At 71.0% G+C, this 26,540-nt stretch carries 26 protein-coding genes; 18 read left to right on the top strand and 8 right to left on the bottom strand.

The genetic code is table 11. The annotated features are described in order from the left end of the window. Positions 1 to 23: 23 nt before the first annotated feature. On the bottom strand, positions 24 to 1,208 hold the full coding sequence (locus tag ABZ671_RS08125) for a D-alanyl-D-alanine carboxypeptidase (protein ID WP_357853158.1): 1,185 nt from the start codon (positions 1,206 to 1,208) through the stop codon (positions 24 to 26). A gap of 94 nt (positions 1,209 to 1,302) precedes the next feature. Between ABZ671_RS08125 and ABZ671_RS08130 the strand changes: the two genes are divergently transcribed. Then, a complete protein-coding gene (locus ABZ671_RS08130) occupies positions 1,303 to 1,725 on the top strand; it encodes an acyl-CoA thioesterase (RefSeq protein ID WP_357853160.1) in 423 nt (140 codons plus the stop codon). Positions 1,726 to 1,732: 7 nt separating this feature from the next. Then, positions 1,733 to 3,937 (top strand): ATP-dependent RecD-like DNA helicase, encoded by a 2,205-nt coding sequence (locus ABZ671_RS08135; RefSeq protein WP_357853162.1) that lies wholly within the window; start codon positions 1,733 to 1,735, stop codon positions 3,935 to 3,937. 7 nt (positions 3,938 to 3,944) lie between these two features. Here ABZ671_RS08135 and ABZ671_RS08140 read toward each other — a convergent pair whose 3' ends face one another. Further along, the gene (locus ABZ671_RS08140) at positions 3,945 to 4,820 is read right to left on the bottom strand and encodes a S1 family peptidase (protein WP_357853165.1); all 876 of its coding nucleotides are present in this window, start codon (positions 4,818 to 4,820) and stop codon (positions 3,945 to 3,947) included. 190 nt (positions 4,821 to 5,010) lie between these two features. Between ABZ671_RS08140 and ABZ671_RS08145 the strand changes: the two genes are divergently transcribed. The 12 genes from ABZ671_RS08145 (at position 5,011) to hypE (ending at position 14,813) form a co-directional block, all read left to right on the top strand. Then, on the top strand, positions 5,011 to 6,402 hold the full coding sequence (locus tag ABZ671_RS08145) for a hypothetical protein (protein WP_357853168.1): 1,392 nt from the start codon (positions 5,011 to 5,013) through the stop codon (positions 6,400 to 6,402). Then, positions 6,399 to 6,965: a hydrogenase maturation protease gene (locus tag ABZ671_RS08150; RefSeq protein ID WP_357853171.1), complete on the top strand. Its 567-nt coding sequence runs from the start codon at positions 6,399 to 6,401 to the stop codon at positions 6,963 to 6,965. Before ABZ671_RS08145 ends, ABZ671_RS08150 begins: the two co-directional genes overlap by 4 nt. Next, positions 6,958 to 7,314: a hydrogenase/urease maturation nickel metallochaperone HypA gene (locus tag ABZ671_RS08155; RefSeq protein ID WP_357853174.1), complete on the top strand. Its 357-nt coding sequence runs from the start codon at positions 6,958 to 6,960 to the stop codon at positions 7,312 to 7,314. Before ABZ671_RS08150 ends, ABZ671_RS08155 begins: the two co-directional genes overlap by 8 nt. Beyond that, positions 7,314 to 7,853 carry a hemerythrin domain-containing protein gene (locus ABZ671_RS08160; RefSeq protein WP_357853177.1) on the top strand — a complete coding sequence of 180 codons (540 nt, stop codon included), beginning with the start codon at positions 7,314 to 7,316 and terminating at the stop codon, positions 7,851 to 7,853. Before ABZ671_RS08155 ends, ABZ671_RS08160 begins: the two co-directional genes overlap by 1 nt. Then, complete coding sequence (locus ABZ671_RS08165; RefSeq protein ID WP_357853180.1) at positions 7,850 to 8,971, top strand: hydrogenase expression protein HypE; 1,122 nt, start codon at positions 7,850 to 7,852, stop codon at positions 8,969 to 8,971. Before ABZ671_RS08160 ends, ABZ671_RS08165 begins: the two co-directional genes overlap by 4 nt. Then, positions 8,968 to 10,767 carry a nickel-dependent hydrogenase large subunit gene (locus ABZ671_RS08170; protein ID WP_357853182.1) on the top strand — a complete coding sequence of 600 codons (1,800 nt, stop codon included), beginning with the start codon at positions 8,968 to 8,970 and terminating at the stop codon, positions 10,765 to 10,767. Before ABZ671_RS08165 ends, ABZ671_RS08170 begins: the two co-directional genes overlap by 4 nt. Beyond that, positions 10,760 to 11,371 (top strand): hypothetical protein, encoded by a 612-nt coding sequence (locus ABZ671_RS08175; protein WP_357853185.1) that lies wholly within the window; start codon positions 10,760 to 10,762, stop codon positions 11,369 to 11,371. Before ABZ671_RS08170 ends, ABZ671_RS08175 begins: the two co-directional genes overlap by 8 nt. Next, on the top strand, positions 11,368 to 11,982 hold the full coding sequence (locus ABZ671_RS08180; protein WP_357853188.1) for a DUF5947 family protein: 615 nt from the start codon (positions 11,368 to 11,370) through the stop codon (positions 11,980 to 11,982). Before ABZ671_RS08175 ends, ABZ671_RS08180 begins: the two co-directional genes overlap by 4 nt. Positions 11,983 to 11,996: 14 nt before the next feature. Further along, a complete protein-coding gene (locus ABZ671_RS08185; RefSeq protein WP_357853191.1) occupies positions 11,997 to 12,200 on the top strand; it encodes a hypothetical protein in 204 nt (67 codons plus the stop codon). 133 nt (positions 12,201 to 12,333) lie between these two features. After that, positions 12,334 to 12,606: a HypC/HybG/HupF family hydrogenase formation chaperone gene (locus ABZ671_RS08190; RefSeq protein ID WP_357853194.1), complete on the top strand. Its 273-nt coding sequence runs from the start codon at positions 12,334 to 12,336 to the stop codon at positions 12,604 to 12,606. Between the two features lie 12 nt (positions 12,607 to 12,618). Further along, the gene (gene hypD, locus ABZ671_RS08195; RefSeq protein WP_357853197.1) at positions 12,619 to 13,746 is read left to right on the top strand and encodes a hydrogenase formation protein HypD; all 1,128 of its coding nucleotides are present in this window, start codon (positions 12,619 to 12,621) and stop codon (positions 13,744 to 13,746) included. After that, complete coding sequence (gene hypE, locus ABZ671_RS08200) at positions 13,743 to 14,813, top strand: hydrogenase expression/formation protein HypE (RefSeq protein WP_357853200.1); 1,071 nt, start codon at positions 13,743 to 13,745, stop codon at positions 14,811 to 14,813. Before hypD ends, hypE begins: the two co-directional genes overlap by 4 nt. A gap of 109 nt (positions 14,814 to 14,922) precedes the next feature. Here the strand turns inward: hypE and hypF are convergent, their stop codons facing one another. The 5 genes from hypF to ABZ671_RS08225 are packed head-to-tail and all read right to left on the bottom strand — an operon-like array spanning position 14,923 to position 19,106. Continuing rightward, positions 14,923 to 17,193 carry a carbamoyltransferase HypF gene (hypF, locus tag ABZ671_RS08205; RefSeq protein ID WP_357853247.1) on the bottom strand — a complete coding sequence of 757 codons (2,271 nt, stop codon included), beginning with the start codon at positions 17,191 to 17,193 and terminating at the stop codon, positions 14,923 to 14,925. Positions 17,194 to 17,217: 24 nt separating this feature from the next. Then, positions 17,218 to 17,883 (bottom strand): SIS domain-containing protein, encoded by a 666-nt coding sequence (locus tag ABZ671_RS08210; protein WP_357853202.1) that lies wholly within the window; start codon positions 17,881 to 17,883, stop codon positions 17,218 to 17,220. Continuing rightward, a complete protein-coding gene (locus tag ABZ671_RS08215; RefSeq protein ID WP_357853205.1) occupies positions 17,880 to 18,107 on the bottom strand; it encodes a HypC/HybG/HupF family hydrogenase formation chaperone in 228 nt (75 codons plus the stop codon). Before ABZ671_RS08215 ends, ABZ671_RS08210 begins: the two co-directional genes overlap by 4 nt. Continuing rightward, entirely contained in the window at positions 18,104 to 18,718 is a 615-nt protein-coding gene (locus tag ABZ671_RS08220) for an SIS domain-containing protein (RefSeq protein ID WP_357853208.1), read from the bottom strand. The genes ABZ671_RS08215 and ABZ671_RS08220 overlap by 4 nt, the downstream gene beginning before the upstream one ends. Before the next feature lie 10 nt (positions 18,719 to 18,728). After that, positions 18,729 to 19,106 carry a helix-turn-helix transcriptional regulator gene (locus ABZ671_RS08225; RefSeq protein WP_357853211.1) on the bottom strand — a complete coding sequence of 126 codons (378 nt, stop codon included), beginning with the start codon at positions 19,104 to 19,106 and terminating at the stop codon, positions 18,729 to 18,731. 145 nt (positions 19,107 to 19,251) lie between these two features. Between ABZ671_RS08225 and ABZ671_RS08230 the strand changes: the two genes are divergently transcribed. The 4 genes from ABZ671_RS08230 (at position 19,252) to ABZ671_RS08245 (ending at position 24,004) form a co-directional block, all read left to right on the top strand. Beyond that, positions 19,252 to 21,528 carry a hypothetical protein gene (locus ABZ671_RS08230; protein ID WP_357853214.1) on the top strand — a complete coding sequence of 759 codons (2,277 nt, stop codon included), beginning with the start codon at positions 19,252 to 19,254 and terminating at the stop codon, positions 21,526 to 21,528. Between the two features lie 102 nt (positions 21,529 to 21,630). Continuing rightward, positions 21,631 to 22,020, top strand: coding sequence for an MmcQ/YjbR family DNA-binding protein (locus ABZ671_RS08235; protein WP_357853217.1), 390 nt, complete (start codon positions 21,631 to 21,633; stop codon positions 22,018 to 22,020). A 203-nt stretch (positions 22,021 to 22,223) separates the two neighbouring features. Beyond that, the gene (locus ABZ671_RS08240) at positions 22,224 to 23,360 is read left to right on the top strand and encodes an RNA-guided endonuclease TnpB family protein (RefSeq protein WP_357853220.1); all 1,137 of its coding nucleotides are present in this window, start codon (positions 22,224 to 22,226) and stop codon (positions 23,358 to 23,360) included. Positions 23,361 to 23,503: 143 nt separating this feature from the next. Continuing rightward, positions 23,504 to 24,004 (top strand): RICIN domain-containing protein, encoded by a 501-nt coding sequence (locus tag ABZ671_RS08245; protein ID WP_357853223.1) that lies wholly within the window; start codon positions 23,504 to 23,506, stop codon positions 24,002 to 24,004. 257 nt (positions 24,005 to 24,261) lie between these two features. Here the strand turns inward: ABZ671_RS08245 and ABZ671_RS08250 are convergent. After that, a partial coding sequence (locus ABZ671_RS08250; RefSeq protein ID WP_357853226.1) for a M36 family metallopeptidase occupies positions 24,262 to 26,540 on the bottom strand: 2,279 nt, incomplete at its 5' end.

Raw genomic sequence — 26,540 nt, forward strand, 5'->3', positions numbered from 1 at the left:
TAAGAGTCCGCCGGCCGCCCGCGCTATCGGCGGCCGGCTCGCCGATGCGCGCCGACGCGTCGCCGGATGATCGCCGCCAGCATGAGCGCGACGGCGGCGGCGCCGAGGCCGATCGGCACCGACAGCCGTCCCGCGCCCCAGGTGGGGCGCTCGCTCGACACCGCGGCGACCTGGTGGTCGTCCTTCTTCTCGTCGGAGGTGACGAGACGGCCGACGGACGTGTCGGGCGCGAGGCTGAAGCCCCAGTTGAGCAGGGCTGATGCCTCGCCGAGGCTGCCCAGCGGCGCGGTCTCCGCGCCGAGCAGGGTCACCGCGAGCCGCCGCCCGTCGCGTTCGGCGACCCCGACGTACGTCTGCCGGGCCAGGTCGGTGAAGCCGGTCTTGCCGCCGAGCGTCCCCGGGTAGGTGTCCAGCAGCGTGACGTCGTGGGTGAGCGCGAGCGGCGGCGTTCCCTGCTCTCCCGGTATCTGCGCCACCCGGGTCGAGATGTAGCGCCGGAAGTCTTCGCGAGCGAACGCCGCCCGCGCGATCAGCGCGAGATCGTACGCGCTGGTGTACTGGCCGGGGCCGTCCAGGCCGGAGGGCGTCACCGCGTGGGTCTGGTTGGCGCGCAGCCGGTGCGCCTCGTCGTTCATCGCCTGCACGCCGCCCGGCCGGCCGGCGCTGCCGCCGCCGAGCCGGGCCAGCACGTTGGCCGCGTCATTGCCCGATTTGAGCAGCAGCCCCAGCCACAGGCTCTCGATCGTGTAGTGGCCGCCTGCGATTACCCCCATGAGCGAGCTCGCCGGGTCGAGATCGCGCAGATCGTCGCGGCTCACCTCGACGATCTGGGCCGGATCGAGGTGGGGCATCAGGGCTGCCGCCAGCAGCAGCTTCTGCACGCTGGCCGGCGCCCGATGCTCGTGCGGGCCGCACCCACCCAGCACCATTCCGCTGTCGAGGTCCGCCACCAGCCAGGAGGTGGCGGTCACCGCCGGCGCACTCGGCGCGCCTGCGGGAGCGGCCAGCCCGGCGGTCGCCAGCGCCTCGCCGCCGACCGCCGCCGCGGCGGCGTCGACCGGTGGCGGGGAGGGCGCGGCGGGCGGGGGCGCCGGCGGCTGCACGGCCGGACAGGGCACGTACGGCGCGGCTACTGCCGGCGCCGCTGGCACGACCACCGCGGTGGGAACGGTGAGGACCGCACCAAGCATCACGCGAAAGATGGTCACGTTTACGTACGGTAATCGCCAGCCGGGTGAGGGTGGTCCAATTGGGGAAAGCGCCGCAGCTGCCGCTGTCGGAGCCGCCACTATGCTCGGGCGCATGGGAGATCCTTTCCGGGTGCGCATCACCGTCCGCGGCTACGAGCTCGACACGCAGGGCCACCTGAACCAGGCCGTGTACCTCCAGTACGGCGAGCACGCCCGGTGGGAGTGTCTGCGCGCCGCCGGCATCTCCCAGGACCGGCTCATCGCCAGCGGCGTGGGACCGGTCGCGCTGGAGGCCACCGTCCGCTACCTGCGCGAGCTGCGCGGCGGCGACGAGGTGGACGTGTCCTGCGAGTTCCGCTGGGGCGAGGGCAAGACCTTCCACATCGACCAGAACTACACGCGGCCGGACGGCACCCAGGTCGCCACGCTGACCGGGGTGGCCGGGCTGCTCGACCTGTCCGCCCGGCGGATGGTGCCGAACCCACGCGAGCGGTTCCGGGAACTGGCCACCGACCCCCGGCCGCTCAACCTCTGACCGTCCGATGACTGCCCCTGCTCGTCCGCCGCTGGCCGTGCTGAACGCGGTGCTGGAACGGCTGACCTACGTCAACGAGGAGACCGGCTACACCGTCGCCCGCGTCGCCACCGAGCGCGGCAGCGACCTGCTGACGGTGGTCGGCGCGCTGCTGGGCGCGCAGCCCGGGGAGAGCCTGCGCCTGCACGGGCGGTGGTCGTCGCACCCGAAGTACGGGCGACAGTTCGAGGTCGACTCCTACACCACCGTGCTGCCGGCCACCATTCAGGGCATTCAGCGTTACCTCGGCTCCGGTCTGGTCAAGGGCATCGGCCCGGTGTTCGCGGAACGGATCGTGGCTCACTTCGGGCTGGACACGCTGCGGGTGATCGAGGAGGAGCCGACTCGCCTGGTCGAGGTGCCCGGTTTGGGGCCGAAGCGCACCGCGAAGATCAGCGCCGCGTGGGAGGAGCAGAAGGCCATCAAGGAGGTGATGGTCTTCCTGCAGGGCGTCGGCGTGTCGACCTCCCTCGCGGTGCGAATCTACAAGCAGTACGGCGACGCGTCGATCGAGGTCGTGACGAAGGAGCCGTACCGGCTGGCCGCGGACGTGTGGGGCATCGGCTTCAAGACCGCAGACACCATCGCCCAGGCCGTCGGCATCCCCCACGACAGCCCCCAGCGGGTCATGGCCGGCCTGCGCTACACCCTGTCCGAGGCCACCGACGACGGCCACTGCTACCTTCCCGCACCCGACCTGATCGCCGACGCCACGAAGATCCTCGACGTACCGGGCGACCTTGTCACCCGCTGCCTGGACGACCTGGTCGCCGACGAGGGGGTCGTCCGCGAGACGCTGCCCGGTGGGGAGGGCGAGCCGGTGCCGGCGGTGTACCTGGTGCCGTTCCACCGCGCCGAGCAGTCCCTCGCCGGGTCGTTGCTGCGTCTGCTGCACGACCGGGCAGATCGGCTGCCCCACTTCGCCGACGTCGACTGGGGTCGGGCCCTGACCTGGCTGCGGGCGCGCACCGGCGCGGACCTGGCGCCGGAGCAGGAACAGGCGGTCCGCCTCGCGCTGACCTCGAAGGTAGCGGTGCTGACCGGCGGGCCGGGCTGCGGCAAGAGCTTCACGGTCCGCTCGATCGTCGAACTCGCCACCGCGAAGAAAGCCAAGGTCACCCTCGTCGCGCCGACCGGCCGCGCCGCCAAACGGCTCTCCGAGCTGGCCGGGCAGCCGGCCGCCACGGTGCACCGGCTGCTGCAACTCCGCCCCGGCGGGGACGCCTCCTACGACCGCGACAACCCCCTCGACGTCGACCTGCTCGTCGTCGACGAGGCCTCTATGCTCGACCTGATCCTGGCCAACAAGCTCGTCAAGGCCGTGCCACCCGGGGCGCACCTGCTGCTGGTCGGCGACGTCGACCAGCTCCCCTCCGTCGGCGCGGGTGAGGTCCTGCGCGACCTGCTCGCCGCGCCGGTCATCCCCCGGGTGCGGCTCACGCAGATCTTCCGGCAGGCCGCCGAGTCCGGCGTGGTCACCAACGCCCACCGGATCAACGCCGGCCGCCCACCCGTACTGCACGGCCTGCCCGACTTCTTCCTGTTCCCCTGCGACGACACCGAGGCCGCCGCCGCGCTGACCGTCGACGTCGCCTGCGCCCGCGTACCGGCGAAGTTCGGGCTCGACCCTCGCCGTGACGTGCAGGTGCTCGCCCCGATGCACCGCGGCCCCGCCGGCGCCGGCGCGCTCAACACGCTGCTGCAGCAGCGCCTCACACCGCACCTGGAGGGGCAGCCCGAGCGGCGGATGGGCGGGCGGGTGTTCCGGGTCGGCGACAAGGTCACCCAAATCCGCAACAACTACGACAAGGGCCGGGCCGGCGTCTTCAACGGCACGCTCGGCATCGTCACCGCTCTCTCCTCCGAGGAGCAGACCCTCACCGTACGCACCGACGAGGACGAGAGCATCGACTACGACTTCGACGAACTCGACGAGCTGTCCCACGCGTACGCCATGACCATCCACCGCTCGCAGGGTTCCGAATACCCGGCGGTCGTCATTCCCCTGACCACCAGCGCGTGGATGATGCTGCAGCGCAACCTGCTCTACACCGCCGTCACCCGCGCCCGGCAGCTCGTGGTCCTCGTCGGCTCCCGCCGGGCCCTCGCGGCGGCCGTACGCACCGTCGGCGCCGGCCGCCGGCACACCGCCCTCGATCACCGCCTCACCTGACGCCGACCTACGGGACGGTCAGGCCGTACTTGGCGAGGACCGTGGTGATCGGCTGAAAGTAGGTGGTGCCGCCGACGGTGCAGTTGCCGGTGCCGCCCGAGAGGATGCCGAGGACGATGCCGGTCGAGGGAACGTAGAGCGGACCGCCGCTGTCGCCGGGCTCCGCGCAGATGTTGGTGCGGATCAGCCCGAACACCGGGCCCTCGATGTAGTTCACGGTCAGGTTCAGCCCGGTGACCATGCCGCACCGTACGCCGGTGGCGGCACCGCTGCGGCAGACCGCCTGGCCGACGGAGGCGTTGCCGGCGCCGGTGACGGTGAGCAGGCCGGGATCGCCGGCGGCGGAGACGGTGCGCCGGCCGGGATAGGTGTAGATCGCGCTGGGATGGTCGATCGTGCCGGTGTACCGCCACACGCCGTAGTCGTTGCCGGGGAAGCTGCCTGCGACCGAACTGCCGAGCACGGTGGTGTGCCCGCTGTCGGCGTACCAGACGGCGCTGCTGCAGTGCCCGGCGGTGACGAAGTAGGAGGTGCTGCCGCTGCGGACGTTGACCCCGAGCGAGCAGCGGCCGCCGCTGCCGTAGATGGCCTCGCCTCCGGCGATCAGGGTACGCAGCCGGCCGGGTTCACGCCGCAGCTCAGCGCCGGCCCGGGTCGCGGTGTCCCGCAACGCCGCCAGCTCGGCGCCGCCGACCGTGTCGTCGACGGTGAGGGTCATCCGGCCGCTGGCGGGGTCGAGGCCCCATGCGGTGCCGGGGGTACGCACCTCGGCGAGCGCCACGAACGCCTGCTGCGAGTCGGGCCGGGCGTGGGCGTGGGCGGCGGCCGGGGTGCCGGTGAGCACCCCGGCCAGAACGAGGGCGACGAACGGGAGCCGGCGCATTCGGGCCTCCTATAAATCAATGACGGCCAATGACTCTCAAGCATCCATCGATGTCACCCGCCACTCAACCCTCGACGGCGCTCACCCGATCCGACGAGTGCTGTCGTGGCCTACGAACGACGCGCACTTACCGCCGTCCGCGCCGCTGGGCTACACCAGGGTGACGGCTCGCACCGAGGGGGTTGACGGCATGGATCCGCGCTGGCCGAGCGCCGGCTTCGGCAGCGCCGAGGCGGTCGCCGAGGCGATCCTGTACGAGGGCTACCTGCTCTACCCCTACCGGCGGTCGTCGGGCAAGAACCGGGTGCGCTGGCAGTTCGGGGTCCTCGTACCTTCCGCCTGGGCGGCGGCACACGGCCTGGTCGACACGGGCGTGGCCGGTTCGGCCGAATCGCCGTGGCAGCAGACCGAATGCCTGCTGGAGGCCCCGGACGACGCGATCGTCCGAATCCGGCTGCGCTTCCTGCACCTGCAACGCAAGACGGTCGAGGAGCGGACGGCCGACGGCTACCGGCCGGTCGACCGGATCGACGCCGGCGACCGCACCGAGCTCAGCTTCGACGAGGCCGTGCCCCGGGAGTTCGACGTCGAGGCGCGGGTCGGTGACCTGCTGCGCGGGCGTCGCCTGGACCTCCACGTTCCCGGCGGCGAGGACGTCGAACCGGTGGTCGACGGCCGGGGTGAGCCGGTGGGCCGGGTGGTGCGCCGGCGGTGGGCGTTGTCCGCGTCGGTCAGCGTCTCCGCCGAGGAGTGCCCGACGCCCTTCCTGCTGCGGCGCCTCACGGTACGCGTGGAGAACACCGACCGGACGACCCCCGCGGACAGCCGGCGCGCCGAGGCGCTGCGGTGCTGCCTGCTCGCGGCGCACACTCTGATCGCCGTCGGCCAGGGGCGGTTCCTGTCGCTGCTCGGTCCGCCGGAGTGGGCGGCGGACGCGGCCCGGGAGTGCCGGAACGTGCACACCTTTCCGGTGCTCGCCGGCGAGCCGGGCACCTCGGATGTGCTCCTGTCATCCCCCGTCATCCTCTACGACCATCCACGGATCGCCCCGGAGAGCCCAGGCGACCTGCACGACGCGACCGAGATCGACGAGATCCTGTCGCTGCGCACGCTCACCCTCTCCGACGACGAGAAGCGCGAGGTGCGGGCCACCGATCCCCGCGCCGCGGCCATCCTCGACCGCGTCGAGGCGATGCCGCCCGAGGTCCTCGAACGGCTGCACGGGGCCATCCGGTCCCTGGAACCGGTACGCCCGCCCGGCGAGGCCGCCGAGCAGACGCCCTGGTGGGAGCCCGGTGCCGAACCGGTGGCCGAGAGCGTCCTGGTCGCGGGCGCCCTGCTGACGCGCGGCAGCCGGGTTCGGTTGCGCCCACGCCGGCGGGGCACCGACGCGCACGACATGTTCCTGGCCGGTCGTACCGCCCGGGTGGAGCAGGTGCTGCTGGACGTGGACGGGACGCGGTTCCTGGCGGTGACGGTGGACGACGACCCGGGCGCGGACCTGCACCAGTGGTACGGCCGCCTGCGTCACTTCCGCCCCGAGGAGGTCGAGCCGCTGCCCGAAGAGGTCGAGGCACGATGAGCGGCGGTCGGGTGCTGGTCGCCGGCATCGGCAACATCTTCCTCGGCGATGACGCCTTCGGCGTGGAGGTCGTCCGACGCCTGCGGGACGTCGTCCTCCCGGCGGGGGTGGAGGTGTCCGATTACGGCATTCGGGGCATGCATCTGGCCTACGATCTGCTGGACGGCCGCCACGACGTGCTGGTCATGGTGGACGCGTTGCCGTTGGACGAGCCGCCGGGAACGCTGGCCGTCCTGCAGGTGGATCTCGACGACCCCGGCTGGACCCTGCGGCCGGCCGACGTGCTGGCGGCGCCGGCCGCCGACGGGCACGGCATGGATCCCGAGTCGGTGCTGCGTCTGCTGCGCAGCCTGGGCGGCCGTGTCGGACGCGTACTCGTGGTGGGCTGCCAGCCCGCCGTCCTCGACGAGCGAATGGAGCTGTCGGCGCCGGTCTCCGGCGCGGTCGACGAGGCGGTCCGGACGGTGGTCCGGATCGCGCGGGAGGAAGCCGCGCGGCTCGCCGCCGGCGAACGGCAAGTGGCTCGTTCGGCAACCGAGAAGGGGGTGACCGCCGATGCATGAGACAGGTCTGTCCGAGGCAATCGTGGCGGCGGCGGTACGCAGAGCCGCCGGGCGCCGGGTCACCGGCCTGCGGGTACGGATCGGCGGCCACCCGGTCAACCCCGACGTCGTCACGCAGGGCATCCAGGTGGCCGCGGCCGGCACGGTGGCCGCCGACGCCGCAGTGGATCTGGTGCTGGAACCGATGACGGTGCGGTGCCACGACTGCGGCCGCAGCGGGCCGATCACCGATCACCTCACGATGGTGGCCTGCCCGCAGTGCGGGGGCGTCGACATCGACGTCACCGGCAGCGACGACGTCGTGCTGGAGTCCGTGACGGTGGCCAGCGTCGAGCTGGGTGCGGTCTGATGGACGCCACCGAGCTGCTGCGGCACGACCACCGCGTGGTGGAACAGCTGTTTCGGGACTATCGGGCGGCGAAATCGGACGCGCAGCGCCGTGGCGTCGTGGAGATCCTCGTCCGCGAGCTGTCGAAGCACGCCGCGCTCGAGGAGGTTCTCTTCTATCCCTTCGCCGCGCAGGTGCTCGCCGACGGGCACGTCGACCAGCACCTCGCCGGGCATCGTCCGATAAAGGAGCTGCTCCTCGAACTGGACCGCTGCCAGGCGGGCGACCCCGCCCAGGACGAGCTGATGGAGCGGTTGGCGTCCGCCGTCGAGCGGCATGTGCGCGACGACGAGGACGACCTCATGCCGCTGCTGTGCTCCCAGACCGACGAGCAGGCGCTGCGCGAGCTGGGCCAGGAGATCGACCAGGGTAAGCAGCGGGCCCCGACGCGCCCGCACCCGCACGCGCCGGACAAGCCGCCAGTGCTGGCCCTCGCGGCGCCGGTGGTGGCCATCTACGACCGGTTGCGGGACCGGATGCAAGGGAGGCCTCGAACATGACGCAGAGCAGCCGCGACACCGCGGTGATCCCGCAGGAGAACGGGTTCGACGAGATCACCATCCTGTGGATCTCGGAGGGCATGAGTTGTGACGGCGACACCGTGTCGATGACCGCCTCCGGTCAGCCGGCGATCGAGGACATCGTGCTCGGGCTCATCCCCGGCCTGCCGAAGGTCAACCTGCACAACAAGGTGCTGTCGCCGGCCGCCGGCGGCGAGGAGTTCCTGGCGCCGTACCGGAAGGCGGCCCGCGGCGAGATGCGCGAGCCGTTCATCCTCGTCATCGAGGGGTCGATCCCGAATGAGAACATCAACGGCGACGGGTACTGGACGTCGTTCGGCAACGACGAGCGCACCGGTGAGCCGCTGACCGTGAACTGGTGGATCGACCAGTTGGCGCCGAAGGCGTGGGCGGTCGTCGCCGCCGGCACCTGCGCGACGTACGGCGGGATCCACGCCATGGCGGGCAACCCGACCGGGTGCATGGGCCTGGCCGACTATCTCGGCTGGGACTTCCGGTCGCAGGGCGGGCTGCCGATCGTCAACGTGCCCGGCTGCCCGATCCAGCCGGAGAACTTCATGGAGACCCTGACCTGGGTGCTCTACCACGCCGCAGGCTCGGCGCCACCTCCGCCGCTGGACCACATGCTGCGGCCGCAGTGGCTGTTCGGCAAGACCGTGCACGAGGGCTGCGACCGGGCCGCCTACTACGAGCAGGCCGACTTCGCCAAGGACTACAACTCGCCCAAGTGCCAGGTGAAGATCGGCTGCTGGGGGCCGGTCATCAACTGCAACGTGCCGAAGCGCGGCTGGATGGGCGGCGTGGGCGGCTGCCCCAACGTCGGTGGCATCTGCATCGGCTGCACCATGCCGGGTTTCCCCGACAAGTTCATGCCGTTCATGGACATGCCGCCCGGCGGCAGCCTGTCGACCCTGCTCATCAAGCCGTACGGCGCGATGATCCGCCGGCTGCGCGGCATCACCAACGCCACCGCCAACCGGGAACCGAAGTGGCACCACAACGGCCCGGAGCTCACCAGCGGCTACAACCCCCGGTGGCGCCCGTACGGTCCCGCGGATCCCCGCCGACAGGCGGCAATGGAAAGGAACAAGCCTTGACCGCGACGAAGCCGAAGCCGGCCGCCGCCACCAAGCCCGGCGAGCTGGTGGAGATGGCGTGGGACCCGATCACCCGGATCATCGGCAACCTCGGCGTCTACACCAAAATCGACTTCGCGAACCGGGTGGTGGCCGAATGCCACACCACGTCGTCGCTGTTCCGCGGCTACTCGGTGTTCATGAAGGGCAAGGACCCGCGCGACGCCGGCTTCATCACCAGCCGGATCTGCGGCATCTGCGGCGACAACCACACGACCTGCTCGGTGTACGCGCAGAACATGGCCTACGGCATCAAGACCCCGCCCCTCGCAGAGTGGATCATCAACCTCGGCGAGGCCGCCGAGTACATGTTCGACCACACCCTCTTCCAGGACAACCTCGTCTTCGTCGACTTCTGCGAGGCGATGGTCAAGCAGACCAACCCGAGTGTGCTCGCCCGCGCGGAGGCCACCGCCGCGCCGGGCCGGGACATCCACGGCTACCGGACGATCGCCGACATCATGCGGGCGTACAACCCGTTCGAGGGTGAGGTCTACAAGGAGGCGCTGAAGGTCAGCCGGACCACCCGGGAGATGTTCTGCCTCATGGAGGGCCGGCACGTCCACCCGTCGACGGTCTATCCCGGCGGCGTCGGCACCATGCCGCAGCCGACGCTGTTCACCGACTACCTGAGCCGGCTGGTCAGCATCCTGGACTTCGTCAAGAAGGCCGTCGCCATGAACGACGACATCTTCGACTTCTGGTACGAGGCGCTGCCCGGCTACGAGGAGGTCGGCCGCCGCCGGGTGCTGCTCGGCTGCTGGGGCTCGTTCCAGAACCCCGACGTCGTCGACTACCGGTACGAGACCATGTCGAACTGGGGGCGGGCCATGCACGTCACGCCCGGCATCGTCGTCGACGGCAAGCTGCTCACCACCGATCTGGTCGACATCAACCTCGGCATCCGGATCCTGCTCGGCAGCTCCTACTACAAGGACTGGGCCGGCCAGGAGGAACCGTTCGTCAAGTACGACCCGCTGGGCAACCCGATCGACATCCGCCATCCCTGGAACCAGACCACCCTCCCGGATCCCGGCAAGCGCGACTTCGACGACAAGTACAGCTGGGTGATGAGCCCCCGCTGGTTCGACAAGAGCAGCGGGGAGCATCTCGCGTTGGACACCGGCGGCGGCTGCTTCGCCCGGCTGTACACCACGGCGCTGGCGAAGATGGTCGACACCCCGTACGTCAAGTCGACCGGGCACAGCGTGCTGATCTCGCTGCCGAAGAGCCAGACCCTGCCCGAGATGACGTTGGAGTGGAAGATCCCCCGCTGGTCGAACGCGCTGGAGCGGGACCGCTCGCGGGCCTACTTCATCGCGTACGCCGCGGCGATGGCGTTGTACTTCCTGGAACGGGCGATGGAGCGGATGCGCGCCGGCGACATGCGCATCTTCGCCGAGTTCGAGGTGCCGGACGAGGCCATCGGCTGCGGCTTCCACGAGGCCGTCCGGGGCGTCCTGTCGCACCACATCGTGATCCGAGACCGCAAGATCGCCAACTACCACCCGTATCCGCCGACGCCGTGGAACGGCAGCCCCCGCGACAGCTACGGCACCCCCGGGCCGTACGAGGACGCGATCCAGAACACGCCCATCTTCGAGGAGAACGGCCCGGACAACTTCAAGGGCGTGGACATCATGCGGGCGGTGCGCAGCTTCGACCCCTGCCTGCCCTGCGGCGTGCACATGTACGTGGGCGGGGGCCGCACCCTCCAGAAGATCCACTCGCCGATGTTCGGCGCGTCGCATGGGTGAGCAGCCGGACGTCCAGCGGCTCGACGACCCGGCCGTCGAGCCGCGGCTGGCCCGCCTGGACGCCGTGCTCGGCCAACTCGAGCAGACCCCCGGCCGCACCGCCGAGCTGGCGCTGGAGGCCGTCGAGCTGCTGACCGAGGTGTACGGCGAGGCGCTGGCCCGGGTCACCGACCTCGCCGCCGACAGCCCTGGCGCGCTCGACCGGTTCACCAGCGACGAGCTGCTGCGGCACCTGCTGCTGTTGCACCGCGTCCACCCGGATCCGGTGCGGCGTCGGGTGGCCCACGCAGTGGACGACCTGCGGCCGCAACTGCGCGCGCGGGGCGCCGACCTCGCCCTGGTCAACGTCGGGGAGGTGGTGGCGACGATCAGCCTGTCGGCGAGTTCGTGCAGTGCGGGGGCCCTGCGTGACCTGGTACGGGAGCAGGTGTTGGCGTTCGCCCCGGAGCTGACCACGGTCGACGTGGTGACGCCCGCGCCGGCTCCGGCGCTGATCCCGGTCGCCACGCTGTGGCAGCGACCGGAGGCCCCGGCCGACCGGGCGGCGGCGGGCGAGCGGATGCCGCAGGTCACGGGCCCAGTGGCGTCGGGGAGCACGGCGTGACGGCCGGCGCGCTGCAGCGGGCGATCCGCCGCGCGAGCGCTCGTGCGGCCTCGGTCGAGCGCTGCGGGATGTGCGCCGGGCCGGTCCGCCCGGAGCACCGGCACGTGTGGGACGAGCAGGACGCGGAGCTGATCTGCGCCTGCCCGCCGTGCTCGCTGCTGTTCGAACGCGAGGCGGCCGGCGGCGGCCGGTACCAGCTCGTCCCCACCCGTGGCGCACGGCTGGCGGGCCTGTCCGCCGACGAGCTCGGCGTGCCGGTCGGCCTGGCGTTCTTCGTGAAGCAGCGGGACGGGCGGGTGCTCGGGCACTACCCGAGCCCGCTCGGCACGACCGAGTCGGAGATCGACGTCGACGCCTGGCGGGCCGTCGAGGCGCGATCACCCGCGCTGGCCGAGCTGAGACCACGCGTCGAGGCGCTGCTGGTGTGGACGGACGTGCCGCGCGGCACCAGCCAACAGTGGCTGGTGCCGGTCGACGACTGCTTCCGGCTCGTGGCGCTCATCCGCCGGCATTGGACGGGCATGTCGGGGGGCGGCGTGGTATGGCAGGAGATCCGCCGGTTCTTCGACGACCTCGGCCGGCGGCATGGCGGGCCGACCGGCAACGACTGACAAAGGAGGCGGGAATGGGCGAGATCCGGGTGGGCGATCCCGATGTCGAACTCGACGCCCCGGCCCACACCAAGGGTGTCGAAGAGGGCAACTCGCGGCGCAGGAAGCAGGCGGGCCATCACGATGACGGGACGGTGGACGCCCGCCGGTCGACCGGCATCCGGCCCAAGAAACTCGGCCCGATCCTGCCGATCATGCCGAACCTGCCGCCGGGCTGAGCGGTACGCGACCAAGGAGAGGTGAGCTGTGCGGAAGCTGTTTGTGCTGCTGGCCGGCGTGGCCGTCGTCGGGCTGTTCTGGAAGGAACTGCCCGCGCTGCGGCGCTACATCAAGATCGAAAAGATGTGACCGATGTGTCTAGGAATCCCGGGCGAGATCGTCGAGCTCAAGGCCGGCCGCGACGATCTCGCCGTCGTGGACGTCGTGGGCGTCCGGCGGGCGATCAACATCGGCCTGCTCGGTCAGGACCAGGTGGGCATCGGCGACTGGGTGCTCGTCCACGTCGGGTTCGCCATGTCAAAAATCGACGAAGCCGAGGCCGCCGCCACGTTGGCACTGTTGAACGGCCTCGGACAGGCGTACACCGACGAGCTTCAGGCGCTCGCCGAGTCCGACATCACCTAGGGAAACGACCATATGCGTTTCGTTGACGAATACCGCGACGCGGACCGGGCCCAGGCACTGGCCGCCCAGATCGCCGCGTTGTGCGAGCCGGGCCGGCAGTACAAGTTCATGGAGGTCTGCGGCGGTCACACGCACACCATCTACAAGCACGGGATCGAGGACTACCTACCGGAGAGCGTCCAGCTCGTGCACGGGCCGGGCTGCCCGGTGTGCGTGATCCCGATGGGCCGGGTGGACGACGCCATCGCGATCGCCCACGAGCCCGGGGTCATCATGACGGCGTTCGGGGACATGATGCGGGTGCCCGGCGGCGACGGCTCGTTCTTCGACGCCAAGGCGGCCGGCGCGGACATCCGGATGGTCTACTCGCCGTTGGACGCCTTGAAGATCGCCCGGACCAACCCGGACCGCCGGGTGGTGTTCATGGCGATCGGCTTCGAGACGACCTCGCCGTCGACGGCGATGACCGTGCTGCGGGCCGCCGCCGAAGGGATCGACAACTTCTCGGTCTTCTGCAACCACGTCACGATCCTGCCGGCGATCAAGGCGATCCTCGACTCACCGGACCTGCGGCTCGACGGCTTCCTCGGGCCGGGGCACGTCTCCACGGTCATCGGGTGCCGGCCGTACGAGTTCATCGCCCGCGACTACGGCAAGCCGCTGGTGTGCGCCGGGTTCGAGCCGCTGGACCTCCTGCAGTCGGTCTTCATGTTGCTCAAGCAGCTCGCCGAGGGCCGCTGCGAGGTGGAGAACCAGTACACCCGGGTGGTGCCGTGGGAGGGCAACCTGCGGGCGCTGGAGGCCATCGGGCAGGTGATGCGGTTGCGCCCGTACTTCGAATGGCGCGGCCTCGGCTTCATCTCCCACTCCGCCCTGCGGATGCGCGACGAGTACGCGGCCTTCGACGCCGAGCGGCTGTTCGACGTACCCGGGGTGCGGGTGGCGGACCCGAAGGCCTGCCAGTGCGGCGAGGTGCTCAAGGGGGTGCTCAAGCCCTGGGAGTGCAAGGTGTTCGGCACCGCGTGCACGCCGGAGACGCCCATCGGCACGTGCATGGTCTCCTCCGAGGGCGCGTGCGCGGCCTACTACAACTTCGGCCGGTTCACCCGGCAGCGCCTGACGGAGGCGGTACGGGCATGACGACAGAGCAGCAGGTGCTGGAGCGCATCGAACGGGCCCGCCGGCGCAAGCCGAGGATCCGGGAGAGCCGGGTCACGCTCGCGCACGGCGCGGGCGGGAAGGCGACCCGCACCCTGGTCGAGGGGATCTTCGTCGACGCGTTCCGCAACCCGACCCTGGAGGCGCTCGACGACGCGGCGGTGCTGTGCCCGGGCGTCGACCGGCTGGCCTTCACCACCGACTCGTACGTGGTGTCGCCGCTGTTCTTCCCGGGCGGGAACATCGGCGACCTCGCCGTCAACGGCACGGTCAACGACCTCGCGGTCAGCGGTGCCCGGCCGTTGTACCTCGCGGCCGGGTTCATCCTCGAGGAAGGTTTTCCGGTCGCCGATCTGCAGCGGATCACCGCCTCCATGGCCGCGGCGGCGCAGCGGGCCGGGGTCCAGGTGGTCACCGGTGACACGAAGGTGGTGCAGCGGGGCAAGGCCGACGGCTGCTACGTCAACACCGCCGGGGTCGGCCTGCTGGAGCGGCCGGTGCGGTTGGGCATCCCGCACGTGCGGCCCGGTGACGCGATCCTCGTCTCCGGGCCGATCGGCGACCACGGCGTCACCGTCATGCTGGCCCGCGGCGAACTGGACCTCGAGGCCGACCTCGTCTCGGACACCGCGCCCTTACACGGGCTCGTGGCGGCCCTCCTGGACGCGGCACCCGGCGTGCGGCTGCTGCGCGACGCCACCCGGGGCGGAGTGGCGACGATCCTCAACGAGGTGGCGCAGGCGGCGGAGTTGGCCGTCGTCGTCGACGAGGCCGCGGTGCCGGTGCGTCCCGCCGTCACCGGGGCCTGTGAACTGCTCGGCATCGACCCGCTCTACGTCGCCTGCGAGGGACGCTTCGTCGCGGTCGTCGACGCCGCGCAGTCGGAGGCGGCCGTGGCCGCGCTGCGAGGCCACCCGCTCGGACAGGACGCGGCCGTCATCGGTCACGTCGCCGCGGATCCGTCCGGGATCGTGCTGCTCAAGACCGCGTTCGGTGGCACCCGCGTCGTCGACCTCCTCGTCGGCGACCCGCTCCCCCGCATCTGCTGACCTCGCCCGGCACCCCGACCCCGATGCCGCCGTTGATCAAGGCGTACGTGTCACCCGGACGATGGTTTCCGACGCAAACTCCTTGATCAACCCACCGAGCTGCGGGGGGTCAGGCGGATGGGGCGGCGCGGTGGCCGGCGGCGGCCACCACTGCCTGGCCGAGGGAGATGCCGCCGTCGTTGGGGGGCACCCGCGAGTGCACCAGCGGCCGAAACTCCGCCGCCGCCAGCCCGGACACGACCCGGTCGAGCAGCAGCACGTTCTGGAACACGCCGCCGGAGAGCGCCACGTCGGTCAGTCCGGTACGCTCCCGTACGACCGTCGCCGCCCGCACCACGGCGTCCGCCAGGCCGTGGTGGAAGCGCGCGGCGATCCGGCCGGGGTCCACGCCGGCGAGCAGATCGTCGACCACACACTGGACCAACTGGCGTCCGACGTCGACCAGCGGTGCCGGGCCGGACGTGTCGATCCGGTAGCCGCCGCGCTCGCCGGGATCCGCCCGCTGCTCCAGGGCGACGGCGGCCTGCCCCTCGTAGCTGACCCGGTCGCGCAGGTCGAGCAGCGCCGAGACGGCGTCGAACAGCCGGCCCGCGCTGGAGGTACGCGGCGAATTCAACCCGCTGCGCGCCAACGCCACCACCGCAGGCCACCGCCGCTCGTGCCGCCGCAGCACCGGCAGGTCCGGCAGCGCGTCGCCGTACACCTCGTCGAGGTACGCCGCGGCCATCCGCCACGGCTCGCGGATCGCCGCCGGCCCGCCGGGCATGGGCACCGCGTCGAGGTGGCCGACCCGCTCGAAGCCGACCAGGTCGGCGACGAGCAGCTCGCCACCCCAGAGGGTGCCGTCCGTGCCGAACCCGAGACCGTCGAACGCGACGCCGATCACCGGGCCGGGCTCGCCGTTGTCGGCCAGGCAGGCGGCGATGTGGGCGTGGTGGTGCTGCACGCCGACCAGCTCGACGTCGTCGCGTTGCCGCGCGTACTTCGTCGACAGGTACTCCGGGTGCAGGTCGTGGGCGACGACCTGCGGCCGGATGTCGAACAGCCGACCGAAGTGGGCGATGCCGTCGGTGAACGCGCACAGCGTCTCGTAGTTCTCCAGGTCGCCGATGTGGTGCGAGACGAACGCGCGGCGCCCCTTCGCCAGGCAGAACGTGTTCTTCAGCTCCGCGCCGCAGGCCAGCACCGGGCGGTCGAACCGCCACGGCACCGTCACCGGCGCGGGCACGTACCCCCGGGACCGCCGCACCGACAGTTCCCGGCCCCGGAACACGCGCACCACGGAATCGTCGGTGCGCACATGGATGCGCCGGTCGTGCGTCAGGAAGCCGTCGGCGATGCCCGCCAGCCGCGTACGGGCGTCGTCGTCGCGGTGGGCGATCGGCTCGTCGGAGACGTTGCCGCTGGTCAGCACGATCGGCGTGCCGAGCCGGCCGACCAGCAGCTGGTGCAACGGCGTGTACGGCAGCAGGACGCCCAGGTCGCGGTTGTCCGGCGCCACCGACGCGGCGACCGGGGCGTCCGGGCGGCGGGGCAGCAGCACCACGGGACGGCGGGCGCCGGTGAGCACCGGCACCGCCGCCGGCGCCACGTCGACCAGGGCGCGGGCCGCCGGCAGGTCGGCAACCATGACGGCGAACGGCTTCTCCTCGCGGTGCTTGCGGGCGCGCAGCGCGGCGACGGCCCGTTCGTCGTCGGCGCGGACGGCCAGGTGGTAGCCGCCGAGCCCCTTGACCGCGACGATCCGGCCGTCGCGCAGCCACCGCACGGCGGTGTCCAGCGGCGGACCGTGGACCGGGTCGCCGGCTGCGGTGACGAGCCGCAGGGCGGGTCCGCACGCCGGGCAGCACACCGGCTCGGCGTGGAATCGCCGGTTCTTCGGATCGGCGTACTCGGCGGCGCAGTCCGGGCAGAGCGGGAACTCGGCCATGGTGGTGGTGCGGCGGTCGTACGGCACGTCCGTGACGATGGTGAATCGCGGGCCGCAGTTGGTGCAGTTCGTGAACGGATAGCCGTGCCGACGGTCTGCCGGGTCGGACAGCTCCCGCAGGCAGTCCGGGCAGGTGGCGGTGTCCGGGGAGATCAGCACGTCCCGGCCGGCGCCGGTGACACTGGCGGCGATGACGAAGCCGGGCTGCCCGGTCGGCGTGACGGTTTCGGTGGTGACCCGCTCCACCTGGGCCAACGCCGGTGCGCGCCGGCGCAGGTCCGCGACGAACGCGGCCAGAGCGGGCCCGTCCCCCTCGACCTCGACGAAGACGCCGCCGGTGTCGTTGCCGACGAGCCCCGCGAGGCGGTACTCCGTCGCGAGCGCGTGCACGAACGGGCGGAAGCCGACACCCTGCACGATGCCCTCGACGCGGACGTGGATCCGCTCCACGTTGGCCAAGCCCATGGCTGCCGGTCAGAGGTCGCCGGTCAGTGCCTGCTGGGTGAGTTCCCAGAGCACGTGATAGAGCGTGGTCTGTGCCTCCTGCACGCGGTGCACGGAGGCGGACGGCACCACGAACAGGTGGTCGACGGCGTCGGATTCGGCCATCCGGCCGCCCTCGTAGCCGGCGATGCCAATCGTCACCATGCCCCGCTGGGCCGCCTCCGCGAGGCCCCGCAGGACGTTGGCAGATCCTCCGCTGGTGGACAGGGCGACCGCGATGTCCCCGGCGTGGCCGAACGCCGCCACCTGTCGGGCGAAGACCACGTCGAACCCCACGTCGTTGGAGAGCGCCGTGATCAGGGCGACGTCGTGGGTCAGCGAGATGGCCGGCAGCGGGCGGGCGGCCGTCGGTGGGTGCAGGAACAGCTGCGCGACGTCCTGCGCGTCAGTGCTGCTGCCGCCGTTACCGAAGGCGTACAGCGTGCCGCCGGCGGCGAAGGCGGCGGCGCACCGGCGGGCGCAGTCGACCAACCGCTGCCCGTGCTCGGCGACGAGGGAGCTGCGCAGGGCCACGATCTCCGCCGCCTTCTCGGCGGTGGAGGTCGCGACCGCGGCGAGCACGGCGTCCATGTCGGACGGACGGGCGTCGAGGAACGGATAGAGCGCCCCGAGGGCGCCCTCGACCCGGGTGCTCATCGGGAGTTGCCCACCACGGCGATGGCCTCCTTGGCGTGCACCAGCACGATGTCGCCCGGCGCCGCCTCGACCAGGGCGACGCTGACCTCCTCCGGGCCGGCGTCGGTGTCGACGACCGCCAGTCCGTCACCGGTCAGCTCGCGGACGCGGACGGGCACCGCCGCGTCGGAGCAGGTGATGCAGTGGTCGTCGCCGTGGCATTCCGGCGCGGTCGATGGTGTCACCGGATCTCCTCCTGGTTCAGCAGCCCCGGCTGCTCGAAGAACACGTGCACCAGTTCCCACAGCACGTGGTAGATCGTCACGTGCACCTCCTTGACGATGCACGGGTCGTCGGAGCGGGCGACGACGACGTGGTCGGCGACCGCGTCACGAGCGATGTCGCCGCCGTCGCCGCCGAGCAGGCCGACGGTGAGCAGGCCGAGGTCGCGGGCCGTCGCCAGGCCCCGGCGTACGTTGGCGCACCGGCCGTCGGCCGACAGGCCGAGCGCGATGTCCTCGGGTGCGGCGAGCAGCCGAAGCTGCGCGGCGAACACCTCGTCGAAGCCGTCCGCACGGGCGATCCCGGTGAGGGTGGCGGCGTCGCTGGTCAGGGAGATCGCCGGCAGGGCCCGCTTGCCGACGATGACCGGGTGGACGAACTCCACCACGACGTGCTGCGCGTCGGTGGCCGGCCCGCCGTTGCCGAACACGATCAGTTTGCCGCGGCGGTGGAAACGCACGGCCATCGCGTAGCAGGCGCGCGCGATCCGCTGCGCGTCGGCGGCGAGGGCTTCCCCGGGTGCCAGCCGGCGGGCGAACGCGCGGTCGACCGCCGGGATCACGGACGATGGCATGGTCCTCCCGTCAGCCTCGGACTGCGGCGTACGGATCGCGAGGCCCGCCACGGGTCCGCTCGACGGCGTCCGCCGAGCGCCGTAGGCAGGCGCCGATCACCTGGTTGAGGTACGCCAGGTCGGTGACCCACGAGCGCAGGTCATCGTGGCCCTTGGCGGTCAGCGTGTAGCAGCGGCGCGCCGGCCCCCCGCCGTCGGTCTGCCAGGTCGAGGTCACCGACCGGTCACGCTCCAGTCCGCGGAGCACCCGATAGACGTGGCCCGGCTCGACGTCGGACACCCCCATCGCGTCGAGTCGCTCGATCAGGTCGTACCCGTGGCCGGGCCGCTCGAGGATCAGCAGCAGGAGGAACGGGTGCAGCAGGCCCCGCAGCTCACGTCCCTGCATCCTCGATCCCTCCCCCAGGCGCGACTTTCCGCCGATTTCTGCAGCTAAACACAGAAATAGGTGAGATATGCCATTTCTCCTGTTCTGGTGGGAAAATCAGCAGATTCAGCAGCGAAGCCCGTCGCCGGTCTGTGACCCTGACCGCGTGGGCGAAGCACCCGGGGGTGAGGCCGTCGAGCTGCGCGTACACGGGGTGTCGGGCGCCTCGGCCGACAAGATCCTCGGTCACCCGATCGTGGTGCGCGTCGCCGGGGACCGGTACGCCGGCTTCTACCGGCCCCGGCCGGACACGGGCGCGGCCGGCGGCGCCAGCCCCGGGATCGCCGTCGAGGCGTACCGCTGGGGCGCCCTGACCGCCGGCGCCGTCGTGCGCACCGCGTCCATGCTGCTGCTGTTGCCGTTCATGCTGAGCAACCTCGCGATCTGGCTGCGCCCGACAGCGGCCGACCGGTTCGGTCTGCTCGGCGCGCTGTGCCGCCTGCTCGCCGGCAGCATCACCGCCATCCTCATGCTCGCGATCGTCGGGGCCACGGTGAACCTCGTCGGCTGGCAGTGCGTGCCGTACGCCATGTGCCGAGCCGGCCGTTCCTACCTGGCCTGGCTCGTCTACCTGCCGATGGGCCCGCGCCTGGCTCTGCTGTCGCTGATTCCACTGCTCGCGCTGCGCCTGTTCTGGACGATCGGCGCCCGGTCGGCCAAGGCGTTCGAGGGCTTCGGCCCGAGCTCACCGGAACCGAAACCCTCGGAGCTGACTGAGAGCCTCACCACGCCGGGGTTCTGGGACGACGAGCGGATCACCTCCTGGCTGCGCCAGATCCACGTCGGGATCGGCACCGGCACGGTCGACGTCAGCCTGCTCGCCGGGGTCTCCGGCGGGCGGAGCATGATCGGCCCGATGTTGCTCTATGCCGCCGCTGCCCTGGTGGGGTTCTGTGCGGTGCTGCTCTGCCTGCCCGTGCCGACCAGCCCGGCGCAGGCCCGTCGCCTCCTGCGCCCACTGTGGGTGACCGTTACCGTGGTGACCTGCCTGAGCCTCGCCTACGCCGCGGCGACCCGCTCGGTGCAGCCGGTGGTCGGGCAGTTGCCGGGCTACGAGGGCAGTGCCAGCGGCCTGATCGCGACACAGGGAGTCCTGCTGGTGGCGATCGCCGTGGTCACCGTCGTCCGTCAGCGGGCGATTCCCACCGACAGCCGCCCGATGCTGCGCGGGCTCGGCACGCCGGTCGTGGCGGCGTTGTCGGTCAGCGTCGCATCCGCCTTCACCGCCACCCTGGTCTTCCGCGTCGCCGACCAACTCGACCGCGGCTACATCCCCGATCCGATCGGGCCGAGCCCACCCTCCTACGGTCCCCTGGAGCCGCCGGTCGCGTACTGGTGGGCGGCACTCGCCGGACTCGTCTCACTGCTACTCGTCGCCGCGGCCGTCGCCGCCACGCTCGCGCTCAGCCGCCGGCGTCGGCGCGCCCTGGCCGACCGCGTCGTGCAGGAGGACTACCCGCAGGTCCCCACGGACGCGGTGGCCCGCGTACGCCTGGTCCACAAGATCATCGCCAAGTCCCAGGTGACCGACGAACTGGTCCCGGTCCTTATCGCGTTCTTCGTGATCTCCTCGCTGGGTCTGGCCACCGTCGCACTCGACCTGCTCGGGATCGGTCCCACCGAACTCGCGGCCCGGATCGGCAGGACCGGCGCCACCGCGCTGATCGCCGCGTACGTCACCGACGCCGGAATCTGGGTCATCAGCCTGCTCGTCGTCGGCCTCGTCCTCCTCGGCTACCGCGCATACCGATCGCGCGAGACCCGACGCATGGTGGCGGTGCTGTGGGACCTGGGCACCTTCTGGCCGCGCACGGTGCACCCGTTCGCGCCGCCCTGCTACGCCGCCCGGGCGGTGCCCGAACTGACCAAGCGGGTCTCCGCGCTCGCCGCGCGGGGACCGGTGGTCATTTCCGGGCACAGCCACGGCTCGGTCCTGGCCGCGGCCACCATCCTGCAACTGCCCCCGTCCGCCCTGCCCAACGTCGCGCTGCTGAGCCACGGCTGTCCCCTGCGCCGCATCTACGCCCGCCTCTATCCGGCCTACCTCGGTGATCAGACGCTGTGCGACCTCGGCGACCGGCTCGACTGGCGCTGGCGCAACCTCTGGCGGGACACCGATCCGATCGGCGGCCCCCTCTTCGACCACCACCAGGGCGCACAGCCGTCCTGCGCCAACCCGGCCGCCAGGTCCGTCGATGTCCGGCTCCGCGACCCCCGTGCCGTGACCATCGACCCGGCCGACACCGTGCCACCACCGATCGAACGCCACTGGCCCTACCACACGCAGCCGGAATACCAGGCGGCCGTACGGGAACTCGCCGGCCGGGCCGGCCCCACCGGCACGAACGATCCGGCCGCCGGACCGGAGTCTCCGCCGCCCTGATCGGTCAGCGTCGCGGACCCAGCGTTCCGCCGATGAGCGGGAACTGATCCGCCCCAACGAGGCATAGACTGCGGCCACGCCGTTCGACCGCCGGGAGACACCGTGGCCAGCGAAGAGATGGACCTGCTCGATCAGGTACGGCGGATCTGCACCGCCTTTGCCGAGGTGACGGAGCGTCCCAGTCACGGCACGCCGACGTGGTTCGTCAACGGCAGAAAGTCCTTCGCCCAGCTGTGGCCGGACGGGCACCACCACGACGACTTCCCACACCTGTGGTGCGCGGCGTCCCCGGGGGCTCAGAAGGAGCTGATCGTCGCGAACCCGCAGGTCTTCTTCCGGCCCCCGTACGTCGGGCACCGTGGCTGGGTCGGCGTCCGGCTCGACCGGGGCGCCAGTTGGGCAGAGGTGGCGGAGCTGTGCGAGGACGCGTACCGGGCGGTCGCCCCCAAACGGCTGATCGCCCAGCTCGACGCCGCCCCGGAGCCAAGCTGAATCCGGATCCGGCAAGTGCCGAGGAATCGGAACCCCGAGGCTGCCGCCTTCATTTGCTCGGATGGTGCGATCACCGCCAAATCGGACCACCTCTGATGGCGTGGTCATCGGCGTTGCGGCGTGGAGACCTTCAGGGCCGGGAGGAAACACCGCTTCGTCCCCTCAGTAATCGTCCTGCTTGGATGGTCGCTAGAGTGTGAGGCGTGGGTGAGGTGGTGAAGCGCGCGTACAAGTACCGCCTCTACCCGTCCCCTGAACAGGCGGAACTGCTGAACCGCACCTTCGGCTGCGTGCGTCTGGTCTACAACCGGGCGTTGAAAGCCCGTACCCGGGCGTGGGCGGTGGACCGTCAGCGCACCACGTACGTGCAATCCTCGGCGTGGCTGACGGAGTGGAAACGCACCGAGGATCTGGCGTTCCTCAACGAGGTCAGTTCAGTGCCGTTGCAGCAGACGCTGCGGCACCTGCAGGCCGGGTTCGCGGCGTTCTGGGACAAACGGGCCCGGTATCCGAGGTTCGAGTCCAAGCGCAAGTCGCGGGCGTCGGCGGAGTACACCCGGTCGGCGTTCCGCTGGCGTGACGGCCGGCTCACCCTGGCCAAGATGGATACTCCGCTGGACATCGTGTGGTCACGGCCCCTGCCCGAAGGGGCGGAACCGTCCACGGTCACCGTGTCTCGGGACCCCGCCGGCCGCTGGTTCGTGTCCATCCTGGTGGAGGACCCGACCGTGGAGCCGCTACCGCCGGCCACGCCTGCGGTGGGTGTGGATGCGGGCATCACCAGTCTGCTCACCCTGTCCCACCCCATCCCCGGCATAAGCGACGAGGATGGAAAGGTGGCCAACCCGCGTTTCGGGCAGGCCGACCGGCGCAAGCTGGCCAGAGCACAGCGGAACCTGGCCCGCAAACAGAAGGGCTCCGCGAACCGGGCCAAGGCCCGAATCAAGGTGGCCCGGATTCACGCCCGGATCGCCGACCGGCGTCGGGACCATTTGCACCAGCTGACCACTCGACTCGTCCGCGAGAACCAAACGGTCGTGATCGAAGACCTCAGCGTGCGTAACATGCTGCGTAACCGGCGCCTGGCCCGCGTCATCTCCGACGCGAGTTGGAGTCAATTCCGCAGCATGCTGGAATACAAAGCCCAGTGGTACGGCCGTGAGGTGATCCCCGTCGACCGGTGGTACCCGTCGTCCAAGACCTGCTCGGCATGCGGGCGGATCAACACCACGCTCGCCCTCAACGACCGCGCTTGGACGTGCCCCGGCTGTGCAACCGAGCACGACCGGGACATCAACGCCGCTAGAAACATCCTCGCCGCCGGGCTGGCGGAGAGGTAAAACGCCTGCGGAGCTGACGTAAGACCTCAAGGGAAACCTCCCGGACAGGCAGTCGGCGATGAAACAGGAAACCTCACGGGTGACCGTGGGAATCCCGGTCCCTTCAGGGCCGAGAGGATGTCAAGGACGAGTGGGGCGCGCCGATGACGACCGGCCTGAACTACAACGGCCCGATCAACGGCAACGCCTACATCGCCTACATCCAGGCCGACAGCGACACGCTGCGGCTACTGGGCATGGGCTCGGTCTACTGGCCGGGGCTGCGCACCGGGGACTCCTACAGTGTCACGACGCTCGGCGGAAGCGGCACCAACCTGACCCTCACCAACACCAACGCCTCCGGCGTCAGCCGGCTGCAGTGGGCGTGGGGCGTCGGCAGCGCCACCTCCGCTCCGATCCGCGGGGTCCCCTCCAACCGGTGCCTCGACGTGCCCGGCTCATCCACCACCTGGGGCACGAAGCTGCAGACCTGGGACTGCAGCGGCAGCGGAAACCAGCAGTGGAACGTCAACAGCAACGGCACCATCACCAACGTGCAGAGCGGGCTGTGCCTGGACGTGAACGGTGGCGGCACAGCCAACGGCACGGCTGTCATCGTGTGGTACTGCAACGGCGGCTCGAACCAGCAGTGGAAGCGTTCCTGAACCACTCCATCGACCTGCGGCCGGCAGCTCCTGCGGGCGGGTAGCGGCGGGGCTGACGGCGAAACCGACTGGGACGAGGTCGCCGAGCTGCTCACCGAGAGCTACTGCCTATTGGCACCCAGGAAACTGGTCGTGCAGGTCGGACCTCTCGTCCCCGGCCGGTCCGCCCGCGCCTGAGCGGCCGGCGCGCCCAGCACGCAAGGACCGGAGGGAGCGTTCCCTGGTGGGGACGCTCCCTCCGGCCGGTGCTGGTGTTACTAGTTGGTGAACTTGAAGTAGGCGCGGTGCTGGAACCCATTGTCGAGAGTCAGGACGAACTCACGGCAGGTGCCGGCCCAGGCCTTGTCGGTCTTCCACGGGTAGGTGTAGCGGCCGTTGTCGTTGGCCGACATGCTCTGGCCAGCCGGCGTGAGGGCCGCGACCGGAGTGGGACGAGGCGTGATCGGCCCGCTCGGGTTGACGGTCTTCAGCGAGTTGCAGTCCACCAGCCGCGAGTACGGCGAGTTCTCGGCCAGGATGTCCAGGCCACGGTTGGTGGCCAGCTTGAAGGCCAGCTGCACGTTCGTACCGGCCTTGACGCTGTTGAGCGCGGGCGCGGCAGCCTGGTTGACGAAGTCAGCCCGGCAGGACGGCGGCATGTCGAACGCCTCGCTGCTGTTGGCGCGGCTGGTGCCGACCTGCACCGCGCTGTAGCCCAGGCCACGGCGGGCGAACGAGCCCCAGATGATGCAGGAGTTCTCGCCACCGGTCAGCACCTTGTCCGCGGCGATGATCGCGTTACGGGAGGTCACGAAGCCCGGGTTGCAACCCTGCATCTTCAGCCCGTCGATGACCAGCTGCAGCGCGAGGTTGTTACCGCCGGCGCTCCACGGGTCGTAGATGTTCGGGTTGAACCCGTGCCGGTCGATCAGGTTCCAGGTCATGTCCCACAGCACGGAGGTCCAGCCGTGGCCGATGCCGTGCGGGACCGCCAGGGAAGTGCCGTTCAGCCAGCCACCGGTCTTGATGCTGTCGTAGGTGAACGGCTGGATGTCCATGTTCCGCGAGTACGGCCGCGGCCGGATGCCGTCACCGCTGCGGTCGTCCTGGAACAGCACGTACGGGCCCATGCCGCGCTTGCCGTCGGCCGTGTCGAACTTCGGGTCGAGCAGCATGGTGAGCGCGACGTAGTCGCTCCAGCCCTCGCCCTGCTGCTGGTCGCCGCTCAGGCAGTTGACGCCCAGGCCACCGGTCAGCCGGGTGGAGATGCCGTGGGTGTACTCGTGGATGATCACACCGGCGTCGAAGTCACCGTCGCGGATGCCCGGGTGGTTCGGGTGCTTGCGGACGTTACCGGTGACGGTGCCGGCGGCGATGGCGGCCTTGATGGTGGCCCCGTTGGCCTGGGTCACGGCGACGGCCGGGATGGTGACCGGCGCGGTCGTCATGGCGCCGGTGAGCACCGGAGCGGCACCGCTGGCGTTGTGGGCGATGACCAGCCCCTTGGCGCCGGCGGCCTCCGCGACCTGGCTGCGCTGCAGGTAGCTGCAGGCGGTGGTGCCGCCGTCGACCACGCTGATCCAGTTGCCCGAGGGCAGCGTGGCGGGGTACGCGGCCGCGGTGCAGCCGGTGCCGGCGTAGACGAACTGCCCGGCCAGGCCGGCCACTGTGGGCGCCGGCGAGTACCGCGACCAGGAGGCGTTGAACGAGCCCACGCCGTCCACGACGACCTGGTTCGGGTCGCCGAACTGGGTGCCCGGCCACAGGTACATCTGCATCCGGGGGGTGCCGCCAATCGCCGGGGTGGAGAAGTTGGCGTTGTTGGTGCCGCCGCCGTCGGCCGCCTCGGCGCGAACGTAGTCGCCGGCGACGCCCAGACCGTGCTTGTTGGCCTGGAAGTTGCCGGACACCTCGTCAAAGCCGTACAGGTAGGAGACGTCGTGGATGACGTTGTTCCAGTAGAACAGGTTGGTGGTCGCGGCGTCCCGGTAGTTCTGCGCGTGCTCGGCATGATCCATCGGGAAGTCGAAGCCCAGGTTCGCGCCACCATCCGGGCTGCTGCCGAGGTCCGGAGCGTTGTTGTTGTCCTGGTCCTGGTAGGCGTGGACGTTGTTGCCCTGGGTGGTGGTGTACTTGCCACCCGGCAGGCCGGTGTCGTGCCACCCGTGCGGCGAGGCGGTGCTGTCCGCCGGGTTGGTCAGCAGGGTCCGCGGCCCGTCGTTCGGGCTCTCCTTGGCGCCGGCAAACACCCGGTAGCTCGACCCGTCCTGGATCGGGTTGCGGGTGCCGAAGTCCGCGGGGCTGAGCGGCGACGACGTCGACAGCGACTTCGACGTTGACGTCACGCTGCGGCCCAGGTTGCTGGAGATCTCCTCAGCGTTCTCGTGGGTGGTCCAGTCGTCGACGTTGAGCAGTTCGCCGGTCTCGGCGTCGACCGCGGCGTTCCACAGGTGGTCGTCGGTGGAGTCGTCGATCACCATCTGCCAGGCCAGCCGCAGCCCGTTCTCGGTCCGCTGCCAACCCAGCTTCGCCGGGATCGGCTCATCGGAGATCCCCG

The sequence above is a fragment of the Micromonospora sp. NPDC006766 genome, from assembly GCF_040636055.1.
In the GTDB taxonomy this organism is placed as follows: domain Bacteria; phylum Actinomycetota; class Actinomycetes; order Mycobacteriales; family Micromonosporaceae; genus Micromonospora.